Origin of the sequence: Erwinia aeris (genome assembly GCF_041224955.1) — a bacterium.
GTDB lineage: Bacteria > Pseudomonadota > Gammaproteobacteria > Enterobacterales > Enterobacteriaceae > Erwinia > Erwinia aeris.
Genome location: NZ_JBGFFX010000002.1, coordinates 478245 through 493884, shown reverse-complemented (window position 1 = coordinate 493884; position 15640 = coordinate 478245). Strand labels below are relative to the sequence as shown.

The window sequence follows — 15640 nt, the reverse complement described above, 5'->3', positions numbered from 1 at the left end:
CCTGTGCGGCAGAATGAAAGCACTAATTCGGAATTTTATTGTTATAAATAGTGCTGAATAAGTCCGGGTTTTGCCAAAAAAGCGGCATGGATCACGGTTTGCAGGGCCTGTGCGGGCGAGGGCGGGGGGGAAAACGGACAAAACGACGAATGACGGGCAAAAAAAAGGGCCGGATAACCGGCCCTGATGCAGTAACGTTACGCGACTAGCGGCGACCGAAAATCTTCGCGGCAAGGAAGCCCACGCCCGCGGCAATCGCCAGCGAAACGAAAGGGGAATCCTGCGTTTTGGTCTTCACGCAGTCCAGCGCATCGTCAACGGCATAAGAAGCTTTGGCTGCGCCCTGACGAACCTTGCCTTTGAACTCATGCTCCGGAGACTCGGCGGCCTTACCAAACTGCTCCTGGCCTTTGCCCAGCGCTTCTTCGGCTTTATCGTTAGCTTTATCTAGTAGACTCATAGTGCCTCCTTCTTGATGACATGATTTCCTCATGAGAAATTAAAGCATAGACCATCAGTGAAGGCTTGCCGCTGCGGTTGTGTGTAAATTTATGAATGATGTAAAGAAAAAGCGGTAAAAGGCTCGGATAGTTCCTGGCCTTACGCGCTTTAAGTACGCCAGGCATAAAAAAAGCCCACGCGGACGTGGGCTTTCAAACAACCGGCAATCAGAGTATCAGTGAGACTTCATGCCAGCTGCGGTCATCATAAAGCGAAACAGTGTCGCGACAACGCCAAGCGCCAGCACGCTGCCTGCATAAATGACGGCCAGCCACAGGATGCGTTTCCACACCGGAAGCTTAGGCGCCTGCTGAGTTTCAACCATACTATCCTCCGATAAGCCGTAATTAATGGTAATGCTCGTCCGGTTTGATCTTCCCGCGGAACACGTAGTAGCTCCAGAAGGTGTAGAACAGAATAACCGGGATAATCAGCAGCCCGCCAACCAGCATAAAGCCCTGGCTCTGCGGTGGCGACGCCGCCATCCAGATGGTGATGTGTGGCGGAATAATGTTTGGCCACACGCTGATGCCCAGACCGGTAAAGCCCAGGAAAACCAGCGCCAGCGTCAGCAGGAACGGCGAGTAGTGCGCATGACGCTTCAGCGCGCGCAACAGCGCGATGGAAGCCAGCAGCACCAGTACCGGTACCGGCAGGAACCAGAACAGGTTAGGCAGCGTAAACCAACGATGCATAATGTCGGCGTGCTCCAGCGGCGTCCAGACGCTGACGATAGCGATAATCGCCAGCAGCACCAGCAGCAGGGGCTTAGTGATCGCGGTCATTTTGCGATGCAGCTCGTTCTCGGTTTTCATAATCAGCCAGGTGCTGCCCAGCAGCGCGTACGCCACGACCAGACCCAGACCACAGAACAGCGAGAATGGCGTCAGCCACAGCAGCTCAGGGCCGCTGTAGGCACGGTTAGTTACTTCAAAACCGTTGATAAAGGTGCCCAGCACCACGCCCTGGCTGAAGGTCGCCAGGAACGAGCCCACGATAAAGGACTTGTCCCAGAACGGACGGTGCACTTCGGTTGCCTTAAAGCGGAACTCAAACGCCACGCCGCGGAAGATCAGACCAATCAGCATCAGGGTCAGCGGCACGGAAAGCGCATCCAGGATCACCGCATAGGCCAGCGGGAAGGCGCCATACAGCGCCGCGCCGCCCAGTACCAGCCAGGTTTCGTTGCCGTCCCACACTGGCGCGACGGTATTGACCATCATGTCGCGCTCGGCGGCATCTTTATTGAACGGAAACAGAATACCGATACCCAGATCGAATCCGTCCATCACGATGTACATCAGCGTCGAGAAGACGATGATGGTGAACCAGATAATAGAAGTATCAATGCCCACGTTATTTATCCTTTTCCGGCGCGTTTAACTTTTCTTTCACGGCAGACAGAGGACGCGCCTGAGTATGACGTGTGCCAGGGCCGCCTTCAGGTTCATCGTGGCCTTCGCCCTGTTTCGGTCCTTTTTTGATCAGGTTAAACAGGTAGATATAGCCCACGCCGAACACCGACATATAGACCAGGATAAAGGCGAGCAGGCTGATGCTCATATGCATCTCGCCGTGCGCCGATACCGCGTCTTTGGTACGCAGCAGGCCATAAACCACCCACGGCTGACGACCAATCTCGGTGGTGAACCAGCCCGCCAGCAGCGCGATCAGACCGGAAGGGCCCATCAGCAGCGCGAACCACAGGAAAGGACGCGAGGTGTACAGGCGTTTGCGATAACGCAGCCACAGGCTGACCACGCCCAGGGTAATCATCAGCATGCCCAGGCCGGCCATCACGCGGAATGACCAGAACACGATCAGCGAGTCAGGACGATCCTCTTTCGGGAAGGTCTTCAGCGCCGGCACCTGCTTGTCCAGGCTGTGCGTCAGGATCAGGCTGCCCAGGTAAGGAATTTCCAGCGCGTATTTGGTTTTTTCCTGCTCCATATCCGGGATACCGAACAGGATCAGCGGGGTAGGTTCGCCCGGCGGGTTTTCCCAGTGGCCTTCAATCGCCGCGATTTTTGCCGGCTGATGCTCAAGCGTATTCAAACCGTGGGCATCGCCCAGCACCGCCTGGATTGGCGATACGATCAGCGCCATCCACAATGCCATAGAGAGCATTTTGCGAATTGCCGGCGTGTCGTTTTTGCGCAGCAAATGCCAGGCAGCGGAAGAGCCAACAAAGAAGGCGCTCGCCAGGAAAGCCGCGGTGGACATATGCAGCAGGCGGAACGGGAAGGACGGGTTAAAGACAATCTTAAACCAGTCTACCGGCACCACCAGCCCATCCTGAATGGCATAGCCCTGCGGCGTCTGCATCCAGCTGTTAGAGGCGAGGATCCAGAAAGTAGAGATGATGGTGCCCAGCGCTACCATGCAGGTCGCGAAGAAGTGCAGGCCCGGCCCCACGCGGTTCCAGCCAAACAGCATCACGCCCAGGAAGCCGGCTTCCAGGAAGAATGCGGTAAGCACTTCGTAGGTCAGCAGCGGACCGGTGATGCTGCCCGCAAACTGCGAGAAGCCGCTCCAGTTGGTGCCGAACTGATACGCCATCACCAGGCCGGACACCACGCCCATACCAAAGTTGACGGCGAAGATTTTCGACCAGAAGTGGTACAGGTCGCGATAATCTTCGTTTTTCGTTTTCAGCCACAGACCTTCCAGCACCGCCAGGAAGCTGGCGAGCCCGATGGTGATAGCCGGGAAGATAATATGGAAGGAAACGGTAAACGCGAACTGTATCCTCGCCAGGTGGAACGCATCTAATCCAAACATTGCTGACCTCGATCTAACATAAACTGCCTTTCTTTTTTATTTACCGCACGTTAACAATAGAGCTGCAGTGCAGTCCCTGTTTATGCGGTTATTTCAACGAAGTTTGATCCTGAGACCAAATCGGGAGAAGGAGTAGCAACAGTAATAGGAATCTCAGATATAACAGCATGGATCTTTGCGATGAATTGTTTCACCGCTGCGTTAAATTATTGACTCCTATTGTTAAACTATAATTACCTCTTGCTACATTTTTGTAAAAATAATGTGCTTTTCAGCGCGTGAAAACGTTTTCATTGCGTTTTGACGCCTGTGGACGGGTGAGCCAATAAAAAAAGAAACTTATCTTTTTTTTATAATAGCGCGTAGCACAGAAACTTAACAGAATATCAATCCTGCGAATAAGCGCACAAATTGGAAATTAAACTGCCGATTAACGCCCCTACAGAAGCTAATGTTATCTTTATGTTGCCATTAGGATTTCTGAGGTTTAAAAATTGCGTGAATGATTGTTACCACCGGGCTGATAGTTCCCGAAAGCAATCATCGTTACGCAAAGCAATGTAAATGTTAAACCAGAAAAACGCATTTCGATGCATACAGAATCATTTTGTTACATTATCTTTGGCTTTAAGTCAAATTTGCTTGTTGCAGGTCAAGTTGGCGGACTAAAAAGTATGTGTATGGATTTGCCACAGGGACAGGAGGATGACGGCCATATTGTTAACATTATTACCGATGTATCTGGCTTCCTTAGCGTCGGTCCAAACAATCTGGCCATGATGAGCGTGGCGATACGGCAGGGCAGGCGCCCTCGCTGGCTTTAGCTGCTGACGTTATGAGTAGGTTTCTGTGCCGGGCGGTATTCGGCAGCCATACGCCGCTTTTCCAAACCGCTATAGCCGCCCAAACTTACCTGTGTGCGGCGTCTGATTGAGTCAGCTTTTGCGCTCTTTTTGGCGTTGCCGGTATTGGCTTGTTGATTAAAAGGCAGACCGCTGTTTAAAACAGGGTTGGCCTTGCAGTCAGGCTGGTTACTCCTCAAAGTTGTTATCGTTACGTAAAAAACGGTAGTAACAAAAGTTTGATCTTCATCTCAAATTGTAAATTCCTCTGCGGCAGCCCATTTTAGTTGCGCCATGTTACCGTTAACATGCCAGCAGCAGGTCACTACCTGTCTGTTGTTCCCTACTTATGCCTGCCGCATCTGGCAGAAAAACAGAAGCGGCCCACAGGCTGCCGGAGAAACATCATGCCAATACTCTTTGTCGTCATCGGCGTAGCGCTGCTGCTGTTGCTGATGGTTCGTTTCAAGCTGAACGGTTTTATCGCCCTGATCCTCGTGGCGCTGGCGGTGGGCGTTATGCAGGGAATGCCCGTCAATAAAGTTATTACCTCAATAAAAGCCGGCGTTGGCGGTACGCTGGGCAGTCTGGCGCTGATTATGGGATTTGGCGCAATGCTGGGGAAGCTGCTGGCGGACTGCGGCGGCGCGCAGCGCATCGCCACTACGCTTATCAATAAGTTTGGCAAGGATCACATTCAGTGGGCGGTGGTGCTGACTGGCTTTACCGTCGGCTTCGCGCTGTTTTACGAAGTTGGCTTTGTGCTGCTGCTGCCGCTGGTATTGTCGATCGCGGCGGCGGCCCGCGTGCCGTTGCTGTTTGTTGGCGTGCCGATGGCGGCCTCGCTTTCGGTGACGCACGGGTTTCTGCCGCCGCACCCAGGCCCCACGGCTATAGCAACGCTGTTTCATGCCGATATGGGCAAAACGCTGCTGTACGGCACGCTGCTGGGGATCCCGACGGTAATCCTGGCCGGGCCGGTATTTGCACGCTTTTTAAAAGGCATTGATAAGCCGGTGCCGCAGGGGTTGTATAACCCGAAGAGCTTTAGCGAAGCGGAGATGCCGACGTTTGCAGTCAGCGTCTGGACGGCGCTGGTGCCGGTAGTGCTGATGGCGGTGCGCGCGGTGGCGGAGATGGTGCTGCCAAAAGGGCATGTATTGCTGCCGTACGCGGAGTTTTTCGGCGATCCGATTATGGCCACCCTGATTGCGGTGCTGATTGCCATCTTTACGTTTGGGCTGAATCGTGGCCGCACCATGGAGCAAATTACGGACACGCTGGGCGATTCCATTAAAATCATCGCCATGATGCTGCTGATTATCGGCGGCGGCGGTGCCTTTAAGCAGGTTCTGGTCGACAGCGGCGTGGATAAATATATCGCCAGCCTGATGGAGGGCAGTTCGGTATCGCCTATTTTGATGGCATGGTCTATTGCCGCCGCGCTGCGTCTGGCGCTGGGGTCGGCCACGGTTGCGGCGATCACCGCAGGCGGGATTGTGGCGCCGATTATTGTCACCACGGGCGTCAGCCCGGAGCTGATGGTGATTGCGGTGGGATCCGGCAGCGTGATTTTCTCGCACGTTAACGATCCGGGTTTTTGGCTGTTTAAAGAGTACTTTAACCTGAGCATCGGGGAGACGCTGCGCTCCTGGTCAGTGCTGGAAACAATTATTGCGGTATGTGGGCTGGCAGGCTGCCTGCTGTTACAGATGGCGCTTTAAGCATTTTTAATTTAGCTGCGGAGTAGAAGTCGCGGCAAGCCTGATGTAAGGCAGAAAGGGCAGATCGGAACACGGACACGCCGTGAATCCTTCCCTGGAGGCTCGGTTGGCGCGTCCGTGCGCCAAACGGTCCGCTTATCCGCTCAGCCCTTTCTGCCCTCTGACTGTGGCATTGCGGTAAGAGAGTGGCGGCCAGCCTGATGTAAAGCAGCAAGGGCAGATCGGAACACGGACACGCCGTGAATCCTTCCCTGGAGGCTCGGTTGGCGCGTCCATGCGCCAAACGGTCCGCTTATCCGCTCAGCCCTTTCTGCCCTCTGACTGTGGCATTGCGGTAAGAGAGTGGCGGCCAGCCTGAAGCAGAGCGATAAAGGTTGTGATGCTGTACGTAGGGTTGCGGTAGGCCTGGCGTAAGCGCAACGGCTGCGCCGGTTTGCCCTATGCCGGTTTAAAACCAGTAAAACCCTTTCGCCATCAGCGCCGCCAGCCCCAGCACCGAGGTAATAAGCGCAGCAAACATCAGCCGAAAGTCGGATTTCATTTCCAGACGCAGATTGATGTTTAATTTGTCGATATCGTAACGCATCTCCCGCAGGTCCGTTCTGATATCGCTGATATGGTTTTTGATGTTATCCACGTCAGATTCAAGTTTTGCGATTTTGACTTGCATGCCTTCTCCTTTTGCGTTGCTTCCTGCTGAAACGACCGGCCCGCGAGCTGGGATGATTCGCGTTTACCATGCTGCCTCACCTTGTCGTTTTGCTTCTCCTGAGTGCTGCCGCGCTGATGTTTCAGGCCAGTGCCGTTTTGCTGCGGTGCGGATCAACTTTATGCCTCTCATTTTTTCCGTCAATAACGAACAGGCGCTTTTTGGCCGCAGAAGGGTATCGCTTTTTAGTTTTGGATAACGGCGCATAAAATAATGAAAATGCATGAAACAAGGCTGGCGTGATTTGCGAGCCGCATCAGCTCGTCTGGCTATCAGAAAGCATCGGCCGACGTGGCAAAAAAACAAAAGTTATTGTTACCGCCAATTTAACTTAAGCGTAGTTATTCTGCCGAATCGCTCCCTTTCATTATTCTGCTACTTTAATTGTGGATTAACCGTCTATGCTTACCTTTTCTTTTTTAACGACTATTTTCCTGGCGCGGCGAACCTCATCCTTTTTCTTGTCGCGGGTTATTTCATTGGTTGCCAGATAACAAGGCTGGTACGTATAATCTTTTGAATTGTCGCAACTTTTTAACTTAAGTCAAATTTTTTGGCGTGGCTGCCGTCGGCCGCTGGCGCAGCTTTTTATATTCAGCCTTGCGGCTTCTTTTTATTATCTGACCGAATGGGCGGGCGCTCGCCTTTGGGGATTATTGCAGTATGGAAGAACAAACAGACATCGCTTTCCAGGTGCCCGATCTGCCGCTGGACGGCATTCCGTCGTCGATTCTGCGGCTGGGTAAAAGGCTGGCGGATACCAAATATCAGGTCGATTTGCTGGGTAAAAACGGCTGGGCGGAGCTGACCTCGAATCTGCATGGCCTGGAAGCAGGCGGTGAATGGGATGGGGCGGATGACGCGCTGACCTTTTTCAGCAAGATTTTTCCTTTTGCCATTCTGCCTGCGGAAACGGAGCCGATGGGCGTATTTAACGTGCCGACCGAACGCGTAATTGGCCGCAGCTGGCGCTGGTGGCCTGAACATCTGAACGGCAGCAGCGAAGCAAGGTTTCTTGAGCATCTTAATGGCCCGTTCGCGGCGGATGGTACCTCCTGGTATTTTTTACCTGCGCTGGGCGTACTGCTGGCCGCACAGGGACAGGGTCGGGTCAACTACTGTCGCTACCATCATATTCCTTCGATACGCGCGCGCGTCAGTCATCTGCATTACCCGCCGGCGGATCGCTTTCGACTTTATCACGTTATGCGGGGTGAAACGCGCCAGAGCTGGGTGGTTTACAACAACCGCTATCTGCAACCCGTGCAGCTGCCGCGCATTACCTTGCCCGCGCTGACCGCCTACGGCGTGCACAGCGCCAGCTGGCCGCTGACCTTCCCGCCCGTCGCGCGCGTCTTTGACGAGCTGCATCATCCACAGCAGCTGGGCGATTTTATTGCGCCGGGTATCGATCTGGAAGCGGTAAAAGGCAGGATCCGGGCAGAGAAAGAGGCCGAGAAGCGCGCGGTGAAACCGGTGAAAATGGCGCTCAGCGATATGGATATTACCAATATCTGGCCGGTCAGCCTGACGCTTTCCTTCTTCTTTATCCTGGCATTGGTCGTGGCCGGATTAACTTCCGGCGCGGGCTGGCCGGGCGGCATCAGCCTGCTGGTTTGCGGTATGGCGGGCAGCCTGCTGCTGTTTATCGCCACGCCGATTTTCCTGGTCAGCAAGCGCCACCACCGCGCCTGGCAGCCGGAGAAACCACAGGCGGCAGAGACGCCGCCCGTGGAAGAAACGGAGGTCAAAACGCCCGAAGTTACTGCACCAGGCGGTGGCTGATCGCGTATCTGACGATATCGGCGTTGCTGCTGAACTGCATTTTCTCCATCATGCGCGACTTATAGGTGCTGACGGTTTTATTACTGATTGCCAGGGCTTCGGCAATGGCGTTGATGGTTTCGCCGTGCGCCAGCATCAGCAGGATCTGGCGTTCGCGGGTCGTCAGCGTTTCGTGCAGCGCGCGGTTGCCGTTCTGGTATTCGGCAAAGACGATTTCCTGCGCCAGATCATGGTCGATATAGCGCGATCCGCGCGCCACGCTGCGGATCGCCGCCAGCAGCGCATCCGGATTTTTGTCCTTGGTGATGTAGCCGCCCGCGCCGCAGTTCAGCACGCGACGGGCGATCTGCGGTTCGTTAAACATGCTCAGCACAAGAATAGGCAGATCTTCATACTGCGAGCGGATACGGTTAATTAAATCTTCGCCGCTGATGCCGGGCATAGAGATATCCAGCAGCAGCAGATCGAGGCCGCCAAGACGCAGCCTTTCCAGTACCTGACCGCCGTCGCCAGCCTCGCCCACGACGGTGATATGGTCGTCGAGCGCAAATATCTGTTTCAGCCCTTCACGCATCAGGGCGTGATCGTCGGCGATCACTAATCTTATGACATCATTCATCCTGCATCCCTGGTTGCTGACGGAAAATAGGCCTGGTTTTTTAAAGGAAGGGTCAGTTCCAGCTGCGTGCCTTCGCCGGGACGGCTGGTGATGGTCACCTGACCATTCAGCATATCCACACGCTCTTTAATCCCTAAAAGCCCGAAGGCGTCGTGACGCACGGAGTGCATCTGGAAACCGCGGCCGTTATCGCGTACCTGGATCACCAGCGCGTCGCGGGTGGTCTGGACGATAATAGATACCTTACTGGCGCGGGCGTGACGGGAAATATTGGTAAGCGACTCCTGCACGATGCGGAACACCGTGGTCACCACCTGGTCGGAGAGCGCTACCGGCTTGCCTTCCGGGACGATCAGCATACAGCTACAGCCGCCGTTTTTGACAAACTCGTCGCGCAGCCACTCCAGCGCGGGCATCAGCCCCATGTTCAGCATATTGGGGCGCAGCCGCGTGGAGACGTCGCGCACCACCTGGATGGTGCTGTCGATCAGCGTCATCAGGTAATCCACCTGGCTGGAAACGCGAGCGGGATTTTTGCTTTGCATGCCGATAACCGACAGCCCGGCGCGCAGGCTGGTTAAATGCTGGCCCAGCTCGTCATGGATCTCCCGCGCGATATGCTTGCGCTCCTGCTCGGTGCGCTCCTGCTGATTACTGGCAAGAAGGCGCAGCTGATGATGCGCGGCGCGCACTTCGTTTTCCACTTCCCGCAGGCGTGTGATATCGCGGCCCACGGCCAGGATTGTCACCACTTCGCCTTTCAAATCGTATTCCGGTACGCAGCGCACGTGCAGCACCATCGCGCGTTCGCCAAAGCGCGCCTCCAGTTCCGATTCGCTCTTTTCGCCGCTTGCCAGCGTATTGGAAACCAGGCGAAACAGCTGCATACCAGGCTCATCAAACGGAATGCTGTCGGTAAGCCGCCAGCCGCGCGCTTTCTCTTCGCTACAGCCGATTAAATCAAGCACGCGCGGATTAGCATAGAGGCAGCGCAGATCGGTATCGAAGCGGGCGATCAGATCCGGCGAGTTTTCCACCAGCGAGCGAAACTGCTGCTCCTGCTGCAAATAGCGCTCCGTGCGCTGCTTCAGCTCGCGCACGTCGCGCACCACGCACAGCACCAGCATTTCGCCCTCGTGCTCCCAGGCGCTGGAGTTAACCTCGACCGGGATAATTTCGCCGTTATGCATACGGTGCTGCGAGGTAAAGCGGATGCCTTCCGGCCGCAGGCTCAGTTTCCACCACAGCGCGGCGACGTCGGGATCCTGCAGTTCGCCTTCAATATCGGAATAGCTTAATCGAATAAGCGCCTGGTAATTATAACCGAGCATTTCGCAGGCTTTATTATTGATATAAGCCAGTTGGGCATCCTGACGCACCAAATAGATGGCGTCGTTAACGCGGTCAAGCGCGAAGTCGGGCAGAATGGCGCGGCCATTATAAGGCTCTTTACTCACGTTAAGGCTAAATATCTCAGACGAAAGCATTTCTCTCTCTGTTTAATGAAAAAGGGATAATAAGCATAAATTATTACAGCTTATCGTGCAGCTCAGAAAATTTTTTAACTGACTCAGTACAGCAAATATTCTGTCAGGAGGCCATTAACCTGACTCTGAAAATGGTGACGGATCGCAAATAATTAATTATTACGCGCATCAGCCTGCAAAAATCCTGTTCCTCAGCTTATCGTGCTTTTCAGCGATTCACGCACGCGCGACAGGCGCGATTTTACCGTGCCTAAAGGGATATTCAGCGAGGTTGCCACGTCCTGGTAGCTCCCGTTGCGCTCCACCAGGATCGTCAGCATCCGCCGCGTCTCTTCCGGCAGGCGATCGATCGACGCGGCCATTACGCTGAGTAGCTGATCGTTAGCGATAATATCGCTGGGATCGCATTCCTGAATCAGCTCCAGCACGTTGTCTTCGTTGATGCTGTCAAAGAGGAAACGGTTCTGGTGCGTTTTGTAGTAGTTGCGGATCAGATTGGCGGCGATGCCAAAAAGCCAGGTTTCCGGCCGCGACGCGCCTAAAAATTTATGGCTGTTGCGCAGCACTTCCACACAGGTCATTTGCGCAATGTCCTCCACGTCTTCCCGATTTGAAACACGCTTGCGAATAAAATTATGCAGCTTGCGATTTTGCTGGCAAAGAATTTCCTGCCATAAAACGGCGACCGGGGCTTCCGGGGTAAAAGACATTTCAATTGGCGTGGCAGTTAACATTTTTTTGCTCCTGGCATTATTCAGATACGTTGTTATTGCAAAGGGTGTGCCAGGCCAAAAAAAAGATGAAATAGCAGTCATAGCGCGGTTGTTCTGAATTAACTAAGAATCATCTGAGACAAATAGCGACAAAAAAGCAAAAAGAGTTGTGCAAGTTTTTACACTAATAACGGAGGTTGAAAGTTTCAGCTGGTCGTCTTTTTTTTACTTTTATTTATTGGGGAACCGGCTTCGTTTTTTTACCACTTAATCCCATCGCGAAATCAACCTTTGGGGCCGGGATGATAAAAGTCCAATCTTCTCTTCAGTATCAACAGGCGCTGGCCAAAACGGTGTTAAAGCAGGATATACCGCGTCCGGCAGCAACGGGCACGGGCACTGGCCCGGAGGTTCGGGCAAGACCGGTAAACACCCCTCTGGCGGCAGCCTCGCTGACCGATTCGCTGGAAGAGATCGGCATGATGTTCAGCGAAAAGGTAGAAAAAAAAACCAAGGGACTGAACCGTCGGCAGATCAATACCCAGCATCTACGCAGCAATCGCGGCGCGGTAGAGCGCATCGAGCGGCTTGGCGAACTCTACCAGATGTTGGACGACGAACAGCAGGAGAAGCTGGAGGCGCGGCTTGGTGCCCTGAAAGGGGTACTGGGGCGGGAGCCGGATGCGGAGCAGCTCGTGGCCTCTGTAGACAACGATCCGGCGCGCTGCGATCTGCTGCTGCGGATGACGCTGCGCGAAGCCGATCGCAGCGGCGATATTGCGACCGCCAACGCCGCTGGCGAGGCGCTGAACAAACTCGACGAGCAGTACGGCGAAAGCGTAAGGGCCGGGCTGAATACGGCCTCGGCCATCGCCAGCTTTACCACCGATCCCACGGAAAAGCAGGCGATACGTCATCTCTACTATCACGGCATCGTTAAGCATCAGTCGGCGGCGGTAATGCTGGACAGCCTGCTGGAGCGTTTTGGCCGTGAGCAGTTTGTACCAGGACTGCGTACTCTACAGCGCGCGCTGGCGGAGGATATTGCCTCGCTGACGCCTTCGCTCTCTTCGCGCTCGCTGCACAAAATCCATGTTGCCCTGAGCGAGGCGGGGCAGCTGACGCAAATGATCGCTCACAGCGACAAACTGCTTAACCGGCTACGCAGCGGCGGGAAAATTCCGCTCTCTGCGCTCGACGGCCTGGCGATGACCCGACGTCTGCTGGGCATCGCGGAGATGGGGCTACAGCCGCGCGATATCACCGCCATCGTGAAAGAGTTTGAGGTCGAACAGCCGCAGGCGCGGATGCGCTTTCTTAACGGGCTGCTGCCGCTGGTCAACGATATGCCGCCGAAGCTGTGGCGGGACCAGAAAAATCAGCCGGAAGCAGCGACGCTGCTGCGCGCTACCATCACCAAACTTATCAATGACCAGAACCGCGCGGGAAGTCAGGGAGCGGTATGAACAACCTGTTTTTGATCCTCAACCGCATCGCGCTGGCGGCCATGCAGCGCTCCGAGATCATCGGCGCGATGTTTGCGCTGGCGATCGTGTTTATGCTGATTATTCCGCTGCCGCTGGGGCTGATCGATGCGCTGATTGCCGTCAATATCTGTCTCTCTTCGCTGCTGGTGGTGCTGGCGATGTATCTGCCCAAGCCGCTGGCGTTTTCCAGCTTTCCGGCGGTGCTGCTGCTGACCACCATGTTCCGGCTGGCGCTGTCGATTTCCACCACGCGACAGATCCTGGTACAGCAGGACGCGGGCCATATCGTGGCCGCTTTCGGCACCTTCGTGGTCGGCGGCAACCTTGCGGTGGGGATGGTGATGTTCCTGATCCTGACCGTGGTGAACTTCCTGGTGATCACCAAAGGGTCGGAAAGGGTGGCGGAGGTGGCCGCACGCTTTACGCTGGACGCGATGCCAGGCAAGCAGATGTCGATCGACAGCGATTTGCGCGCGGGCATCATCGATGTGAATACCGCCAAACGTAAACGTGTCGATCTGGCGAAAGAGAGCCAGCTGTTCGGCGCAATGGATGGCGCAATGAAGTTTGTAAAAGGCGATGCGATCGCCGGGTTAGTTATCCTCTTTATTAACCTGATCGGCGGTTTCAGCATCGGCGTAATGCAGCTGGGAATGCCGGCAGGCGATGCGATGCACACCTATTCGGTGCTGACTATCGGCGACGGCCTGATTGCGCAGATCCCGGCGCTGCTGATCTCGCTGACGGCCGGGATGATTATCACCCGCGTTTCGTCCGACGGCGACAGCAGCATGGATAACAATATCGGTCGGGAAATTGCGGAGCAGCTCACCAGCCAGCCTAAAGCCTGGATTTTTTCCTCCATCGGCATGTTCGGCTTTGCGCTGCTGCCGGGGATGCCGACCGGCGTCTTTGTGGTGCTGGCGCTGCTGACGCTGGCCTCGGGCAGTTTTCAGGTGTGGCGCACAAAAAGAGAGCTGGTAGCCAGCCAGCCGCAGATGGAAAACGAGGTGATCCCGCCCGAGCTGAACGGCACGGAAGATTTACGCCAGTTCAACCCCACGCGGCCCTACCTGCTGCAATTTCCGGCCAACGCGCGCGGCACGGCGGAAACGCTGGAGCTGGTGCAGGCTATCCGTCGCCTGCGCAACAGCATCGTTTATAACTACGGCTTTACGCTGCCCGCTTTTGATATCGAGTTTCAGGAGCAGCAGCCCGCCGATGAGTTTCGCTATTCGGTCTACGAGATCCCGCGCGTTATCGGCACTTTTGGCGTAACGACGCCTGCCGTCAGCCGCCACGAACATGAAGCGTTGGCGGCGCAGGAGGGCGTGCAGCCCGGCACGGAAGCCAGAAGAGAAACGACGCTGCTGTGGCTGCCCGCCGATCACGCGGTGCTCCAGGACGAAAACGTGCCGCGCTGGGGTTTTCACGAACTGCTGATGAAAAGGATGGAAAACGCCATCCACGCCAGCGCGCCCAACTTTATCGGTCTGCAGGAGACGCGCGCGCTGATGGGCTGGCTGGAGAGCGAACAGCCCGAGCTGGCGCAGGAGCTCCAGCGGGTGATGCCGATCGCGCGTTTCTCTAACGTGCTGCAAAACCTGGTGGCGGAACGCATCCCGCTGCGCTCGGTGCGCGCCATTGCCGAAGCGCTGATCGAACACGGTCAGCATGAGCGGGATATCAGTCTGCTGACCGATCTGGTGCGTATCTCGCTGAAAGAACACATCTGTTATCAGTACGCGCAGGATGATGGTCTGCACGTCTGGCTGCTGACGCCGGAGATGGAAGAGCAGCTGCGCGACGCGCTGCGCCAGACGCAGAACGAGGTCTTTTTTGCGCTGACGCAGGAACAAACGATGGCCATCCTGACCCAGTTGCGCAGCGCCTTTATGCCAGAACAGTCGGCGTTGGCGGTGCTGCTGGTGGCGCAGGATCTGCGCAGTCCGCTGCGCGGTTTGATTCAGGATGAGTTCCATCAGGTGCCGGTGCTGTCGTTTGCCGAGCTGCAAACCAACCTGGCGATTAACGTTGTCGGTCGTCTTGAACTGGAGGAGGGCATCGACGCTTTCGATGCCTGAGGAGCGGATTATGTTTGAGCTACGCGTACTCACGGGCCGCCATCAGGGAGCGGCATTGCCGGTCAGCGGCGGGCGCTGGACGCTGGGCCACAGCGAAGAGGCCGATCTGCAATTAACTGACGACGGCGTGGCTTCTCAGCACGCCGCGCTGTGTTTTGAAGACGAGCGCTGGCAGCTGCACGGCATTGAAGGCCAGGTGCGTCAGGCGGAGGGCAAGCCGCTGACGCTGCTGGATCCGCTGTCGCCCGATACGCCTTTTGCGCTGGGCGAGGTCTGGCTCTGTCTGGCGCCGGCGGAGCAGCCCTGGGAAGCGATGCGCGCGGCGCCGCTGCCCGTTGCACCTGCGGCCGTCGCCGCACCGGTTGCTGCCTCCGCGCCCGCGCCTTCGCGCCTTTTTTCTCGCGGTATTCAGGTGCTGTCGGTCAGTCTGATCCTGCTGCTGAGCTTCACGATTATCAGCTGGATCCTTCAGCCCACCGTGGCGCAGACCGCCACCACGCCTTCCAGCCGTAAAATGCTGGAAACCTTACAGGAGGTGCGGCCGCCGCTGCTGGCGATGCTGCGGGAGCGAGGCCTGACGCCGGGGGTGAAAATCGATATGGATAAAGGACGGCTGATCCTGAACGGCGAGCTGAGCAAAGAGCGGTTACAGATCCTCGACAGGATGCTGACGCGCTTTCAGGCGCAGTATAACGTGCTGCCACAGCTGGTTAACCATACGCGACTGCGCAGCGCGAAGCTGCCTTTCCGCATCGTGCAGATCACCACCGGCAAGCGGGCTAACGTGGTGACGGACGCCGGCGAACGGCTGTTTGTCGGCGATCAGGTTGGCGATTTGCGGCTGGTGGCGATCACCTCCAGCGAAGTTGAATTCGCCGGTCGGGAACAGATAAAGGTGAACTGGTGAA

Annotated in this window: 13 protein-coding genes; 5 read left to right on the top strand and 8 right to left on the bottom strand. The window is 55.9% G+C overall.

Features of this window, described 5'->3' with window-relative positions:
• Positions 1 to 205: 205 nt before the first annotated feature.
• From AB6T85_RS06055 to AB6T85_RS06040, 4 genes are all read right to left on the bottom strand, one after another.
• Positions 206 to 460 carry a CsbD family protein gene (locus tag AB6T85_RS06055; RefSeq protein ID WP_125288512.1) on the bottom strand — a complete coding sequence of 85 codons (255 nt, stop codon included), beginning with the start codon at positions 458 to 460 and terminating at the stop codon, positions 206 to 208.
• Positions 461 to 676: 216 nt separating this feature from the next.
• Positions 677 to 826 carry a DUF2474 domain-containing protein gene (locus AB6T85_RS06050; RefSeq protein WP_125288513.1) on the bottom strand — a complete coding sequence of 50 codons (150 nt, stop codon included), beginning with the start codon at positions 824 to 826 and terminating at the stop codon, positions 677 to 679.
• A gap of 22 nt (positions 827 to 848) precedes the next feature.
• On the bottom strand, positions 849 to 1856 hold the full coding sequence (cydB, locus tag AB6T85_RS06045; protein WP_125288514.1) for a cytochrome d ubiquinol oxidase subunit II: 1008 nt from the start codon (positions 1854 to 1856) through the stop codon (positions 849 to 851).
• Between the two features lies 1 nt (position 1857).
• On the bottom strand, positions 1858 to 3282 hold the full coding sequence (locus AB6T85_RS06040) for a cytochrome ubiquinol oxidase subunit I (RefSeq protein WP_125288515.1): 1425 nt from the start codon (positions 3280 to 3282) through the stop codon (positions 1858 to 1860).
• A 1249-nt stretch (positions 3283 to 4531) separates the two neighbouring features.
• On the opposite strand from AB6T85_RS06040, the gene gntT reads away from it, so the two are divergent.
• A complete protein-coding gene (gene gntT, locus AB6T85_RS06035; RefSeq protein ID WP_125288516.1) occupies positions 4532 to 5848 on the top strand; it encodes a gluconate transporter in 1317 nt (438 codons plus the stop codon).
• A gap of 448 nt (positions 5849 to 6296) precedes the next feature.
• Here gntT and AB6T85_RS06030 read toward each other — a convergent pair whose 3' ends face one another.
• On the bottom strand, positions 6297 to 6518 hold the full coding sequence (locus AB6T85_RS06030; RefSeq protein WP_253454964.1) for a hypothetical protein: 222 nt from the start codon (positions 6516 to 6518) through the stop codon (positions 6297 to 6299).
• A 702-nt stretch (positions 6519 to 7220) separates the two neighbouring features.
• Between AB6T85_RS06030 and AB6T85_RS06025 the strand changes: the two genes are divergently transcribed.
• The gene (locus AB6T85_RS06025; protein WP_369895012.1) at positions 7221 to 8342 is read left to right on the top strand and encodes a hypothetical protein; all 1122 of its coding nucleotides are present in this window, start codon (positions 7221 to 7223) and stop codon (positions 8340 to 8342) included.
• On the opposite strand, the gene AB6T85_RS06020 is transcribed toward AB6T85_RS06025, so the two are convergent.
• The 3 genes from AB6T85_RS06020 to AB6T85_RS06010 all read right to left on the bottom strand — a co-directional run bounded on the left by AB6T85_RS06020 (position 8320) and on the right by AB6T85_RS06010 (position 11182).
• Positions 8320 to 8961 (bottom strand): response regulator, encoded by a 642-nt coding sequence (locus AB6T85_RS06020; RefSeq protein ID WP_253454961.1) that lies wholly within the window; start codon positions 8959 to 8961, stop codon positions 8320 to 8322. The two genes, AB6T85_RS06025 and AB6T85_RS06020, sit on opposite strands and share 23 nt — an antisense overlap.
• Positions 8958 to 10448 carry a PAS domain-containing sensor histidine kinase gene (locus tag AB6T85_RS06015; RefSeq protein ID WP_253454960.1) on the bottom strand — a complete coding sequence of 497 codons (1491 nt, stop codon included), beginning with the start codon at positions 10446 to 10448 and terminating at the stop codon, positions 8958 to 8960. Before AB6T85_RS06015 ends, AB6T85_RS06020 begins: the two co-directional genes overlap by 4 nt.
• 191 nt (positions 10449 to 10639) lie before the next feature.
• Positions 10640 to 11182 carry an RNA polymerase sigma factor gene (locus AB6T85_RS06010; RefSeq protein ID WP_253454959.1) on the bottom strand — a complete coding sequence of 181 codons (543 nt, stop codon included), beginning with the start codon at positions 11180 to 11182 and terminating at the stop codon, positions 10640 to 10642.
• A gap of 281 nt (positions 11183 to 11463) precedes the next feature.
• Between AB6T85_RS06010 and sctW the strand changes: the two genes are divergently transcribed.
• Genes sctW through AB6T85_RS05995 form a run of 3 tightly spaced genes read left to right on the top strand, consistent with a single transcriptional unit; the run spans position 11464 to position 15639 of the window.
• On the top strand, positions 11464 to 12627 hold the full coding sequence (sctW, locus tag AB6T85_RS06005; RefSeq protein WP_369895009.1) for a type III secretion system gatekeeper subunit SctW: 1164 nt from the start codon (positions 11464 to 11466) through the stop codon (positions 12625 to 12627).
• On the top strand, positions 12624 to 14732 hold the full coding sequence (sctV, locus tag AB6T85_RS06000; protein ID WP_253454957.1) for a type III secretion system export apparatus subunit SctV: 2109 nt from the start codon (positions 12624 to 12626) through the stop codon (positions 14730 to 14732). The genes sctW and sctV overlap by 4 nt, the downstream gene beginning before the upstream one ends.
• Before the next feature lie 10 nt (positions 14733 to 14742).
• A complete protein-coding gene (locus AB6T85_RS05995) occupies positions 14743 to 15639 on the top strand; it encodes an FHA domain-containing protein (RefSeq protein ID WP_369895007.1) in 897 nt (298 codons plus the stop codon).
• Position 15640 lies beyond the last annotated feature (1 nt).

Excerpts from the sequence above, each read along its gene's own strand:
- AB6T85_RS06055 (WP_125288512.1), bottom strand. The coding sequence starts at position 460 with ATGAGTCTACTAGATAAAGCTAACGATAAAGCCGAAGAAGCGCTGGGC.
- AB6T85_RS06050 (WP_125288513.1), bottom strand. The coding sequence starts at position 826 with ATGGTTGAAACTCAGCAGGCGCCTAAGCTTCCGGTGTGGAAACGCATC.
- AB6T85_RS06040 (WP_125288515.1), bottom strand. The coding sequence starts at position 3,282 with ATGTTTGGATTAGATGCGTTCCACCTGGCGAGGATACAGTTCGCGTTT.
- gntT (WP_125288516.1), top strand. The coding sequence starts at position 4,532 with ATGCCAATACTCTTTGTCGTCATCGGCGTAGCGCTGCTGCTGTTGCTG.
- AB6T85_RS06030 (WP_253454964.1), bottom strand. The coding sequence starts at position 6,518 with ATGCAAGTCAAAATCGCAAAACTTGAATCTGACGTGGATAACATCAAA.
- AB6T85_RS06025 (WP_369895012.1), top strand. The coding sequence starts at position 7,221 with ATGGAAGAACAAACAGACATCGCTTTCCAGGTGCCCGATCTGCCGCTG.
- AB6T85_RS06020 (WP_253454961.1), bottom strand. The coding sequence starts at position 8,961 with ATGAATGATGTCATAAGATTAGTGATCGCCGACGATCACGCCCTGATG.
- AB6T85_RS06015 (WP_253454960.1), bottom strand. The coding sequence starts at position 10,448 with ATGCTTTCGTCTGAGATATTTAGCCTTAACGTGAGTAAAGAGCCTTAT.
- AB6T85_RS06010 (WP_253454959.1), bottom strand. The coding sequence starts at position 11,182 with ATGTTAACTGCCACGCCAATTGAAATGTCTTTTACCCCGGAAGCCCCG.
- sctW (WP_369895009.1), top strand. The coding sequence starts at position 11,464 with ATGATAAAAGTCCAATCTTCTCTTCAGTATCAACAGGCGCTGGCCAAA.
- sctV (WP_253454957.1), top strand. The coding sequence starts at position 12,624 with ATGAACAACCTGTTTTTGATCCTCAACCGCATCGCGCTGGCGGCCATG.
- AB6T85_RS05995 (WP_369895007.1), top strand. The coding sequence starts at position 14,743 with ATGTTTGAGCTACGCGTACTCACGGGCCGCCATCAGGGAGCGGCATTG.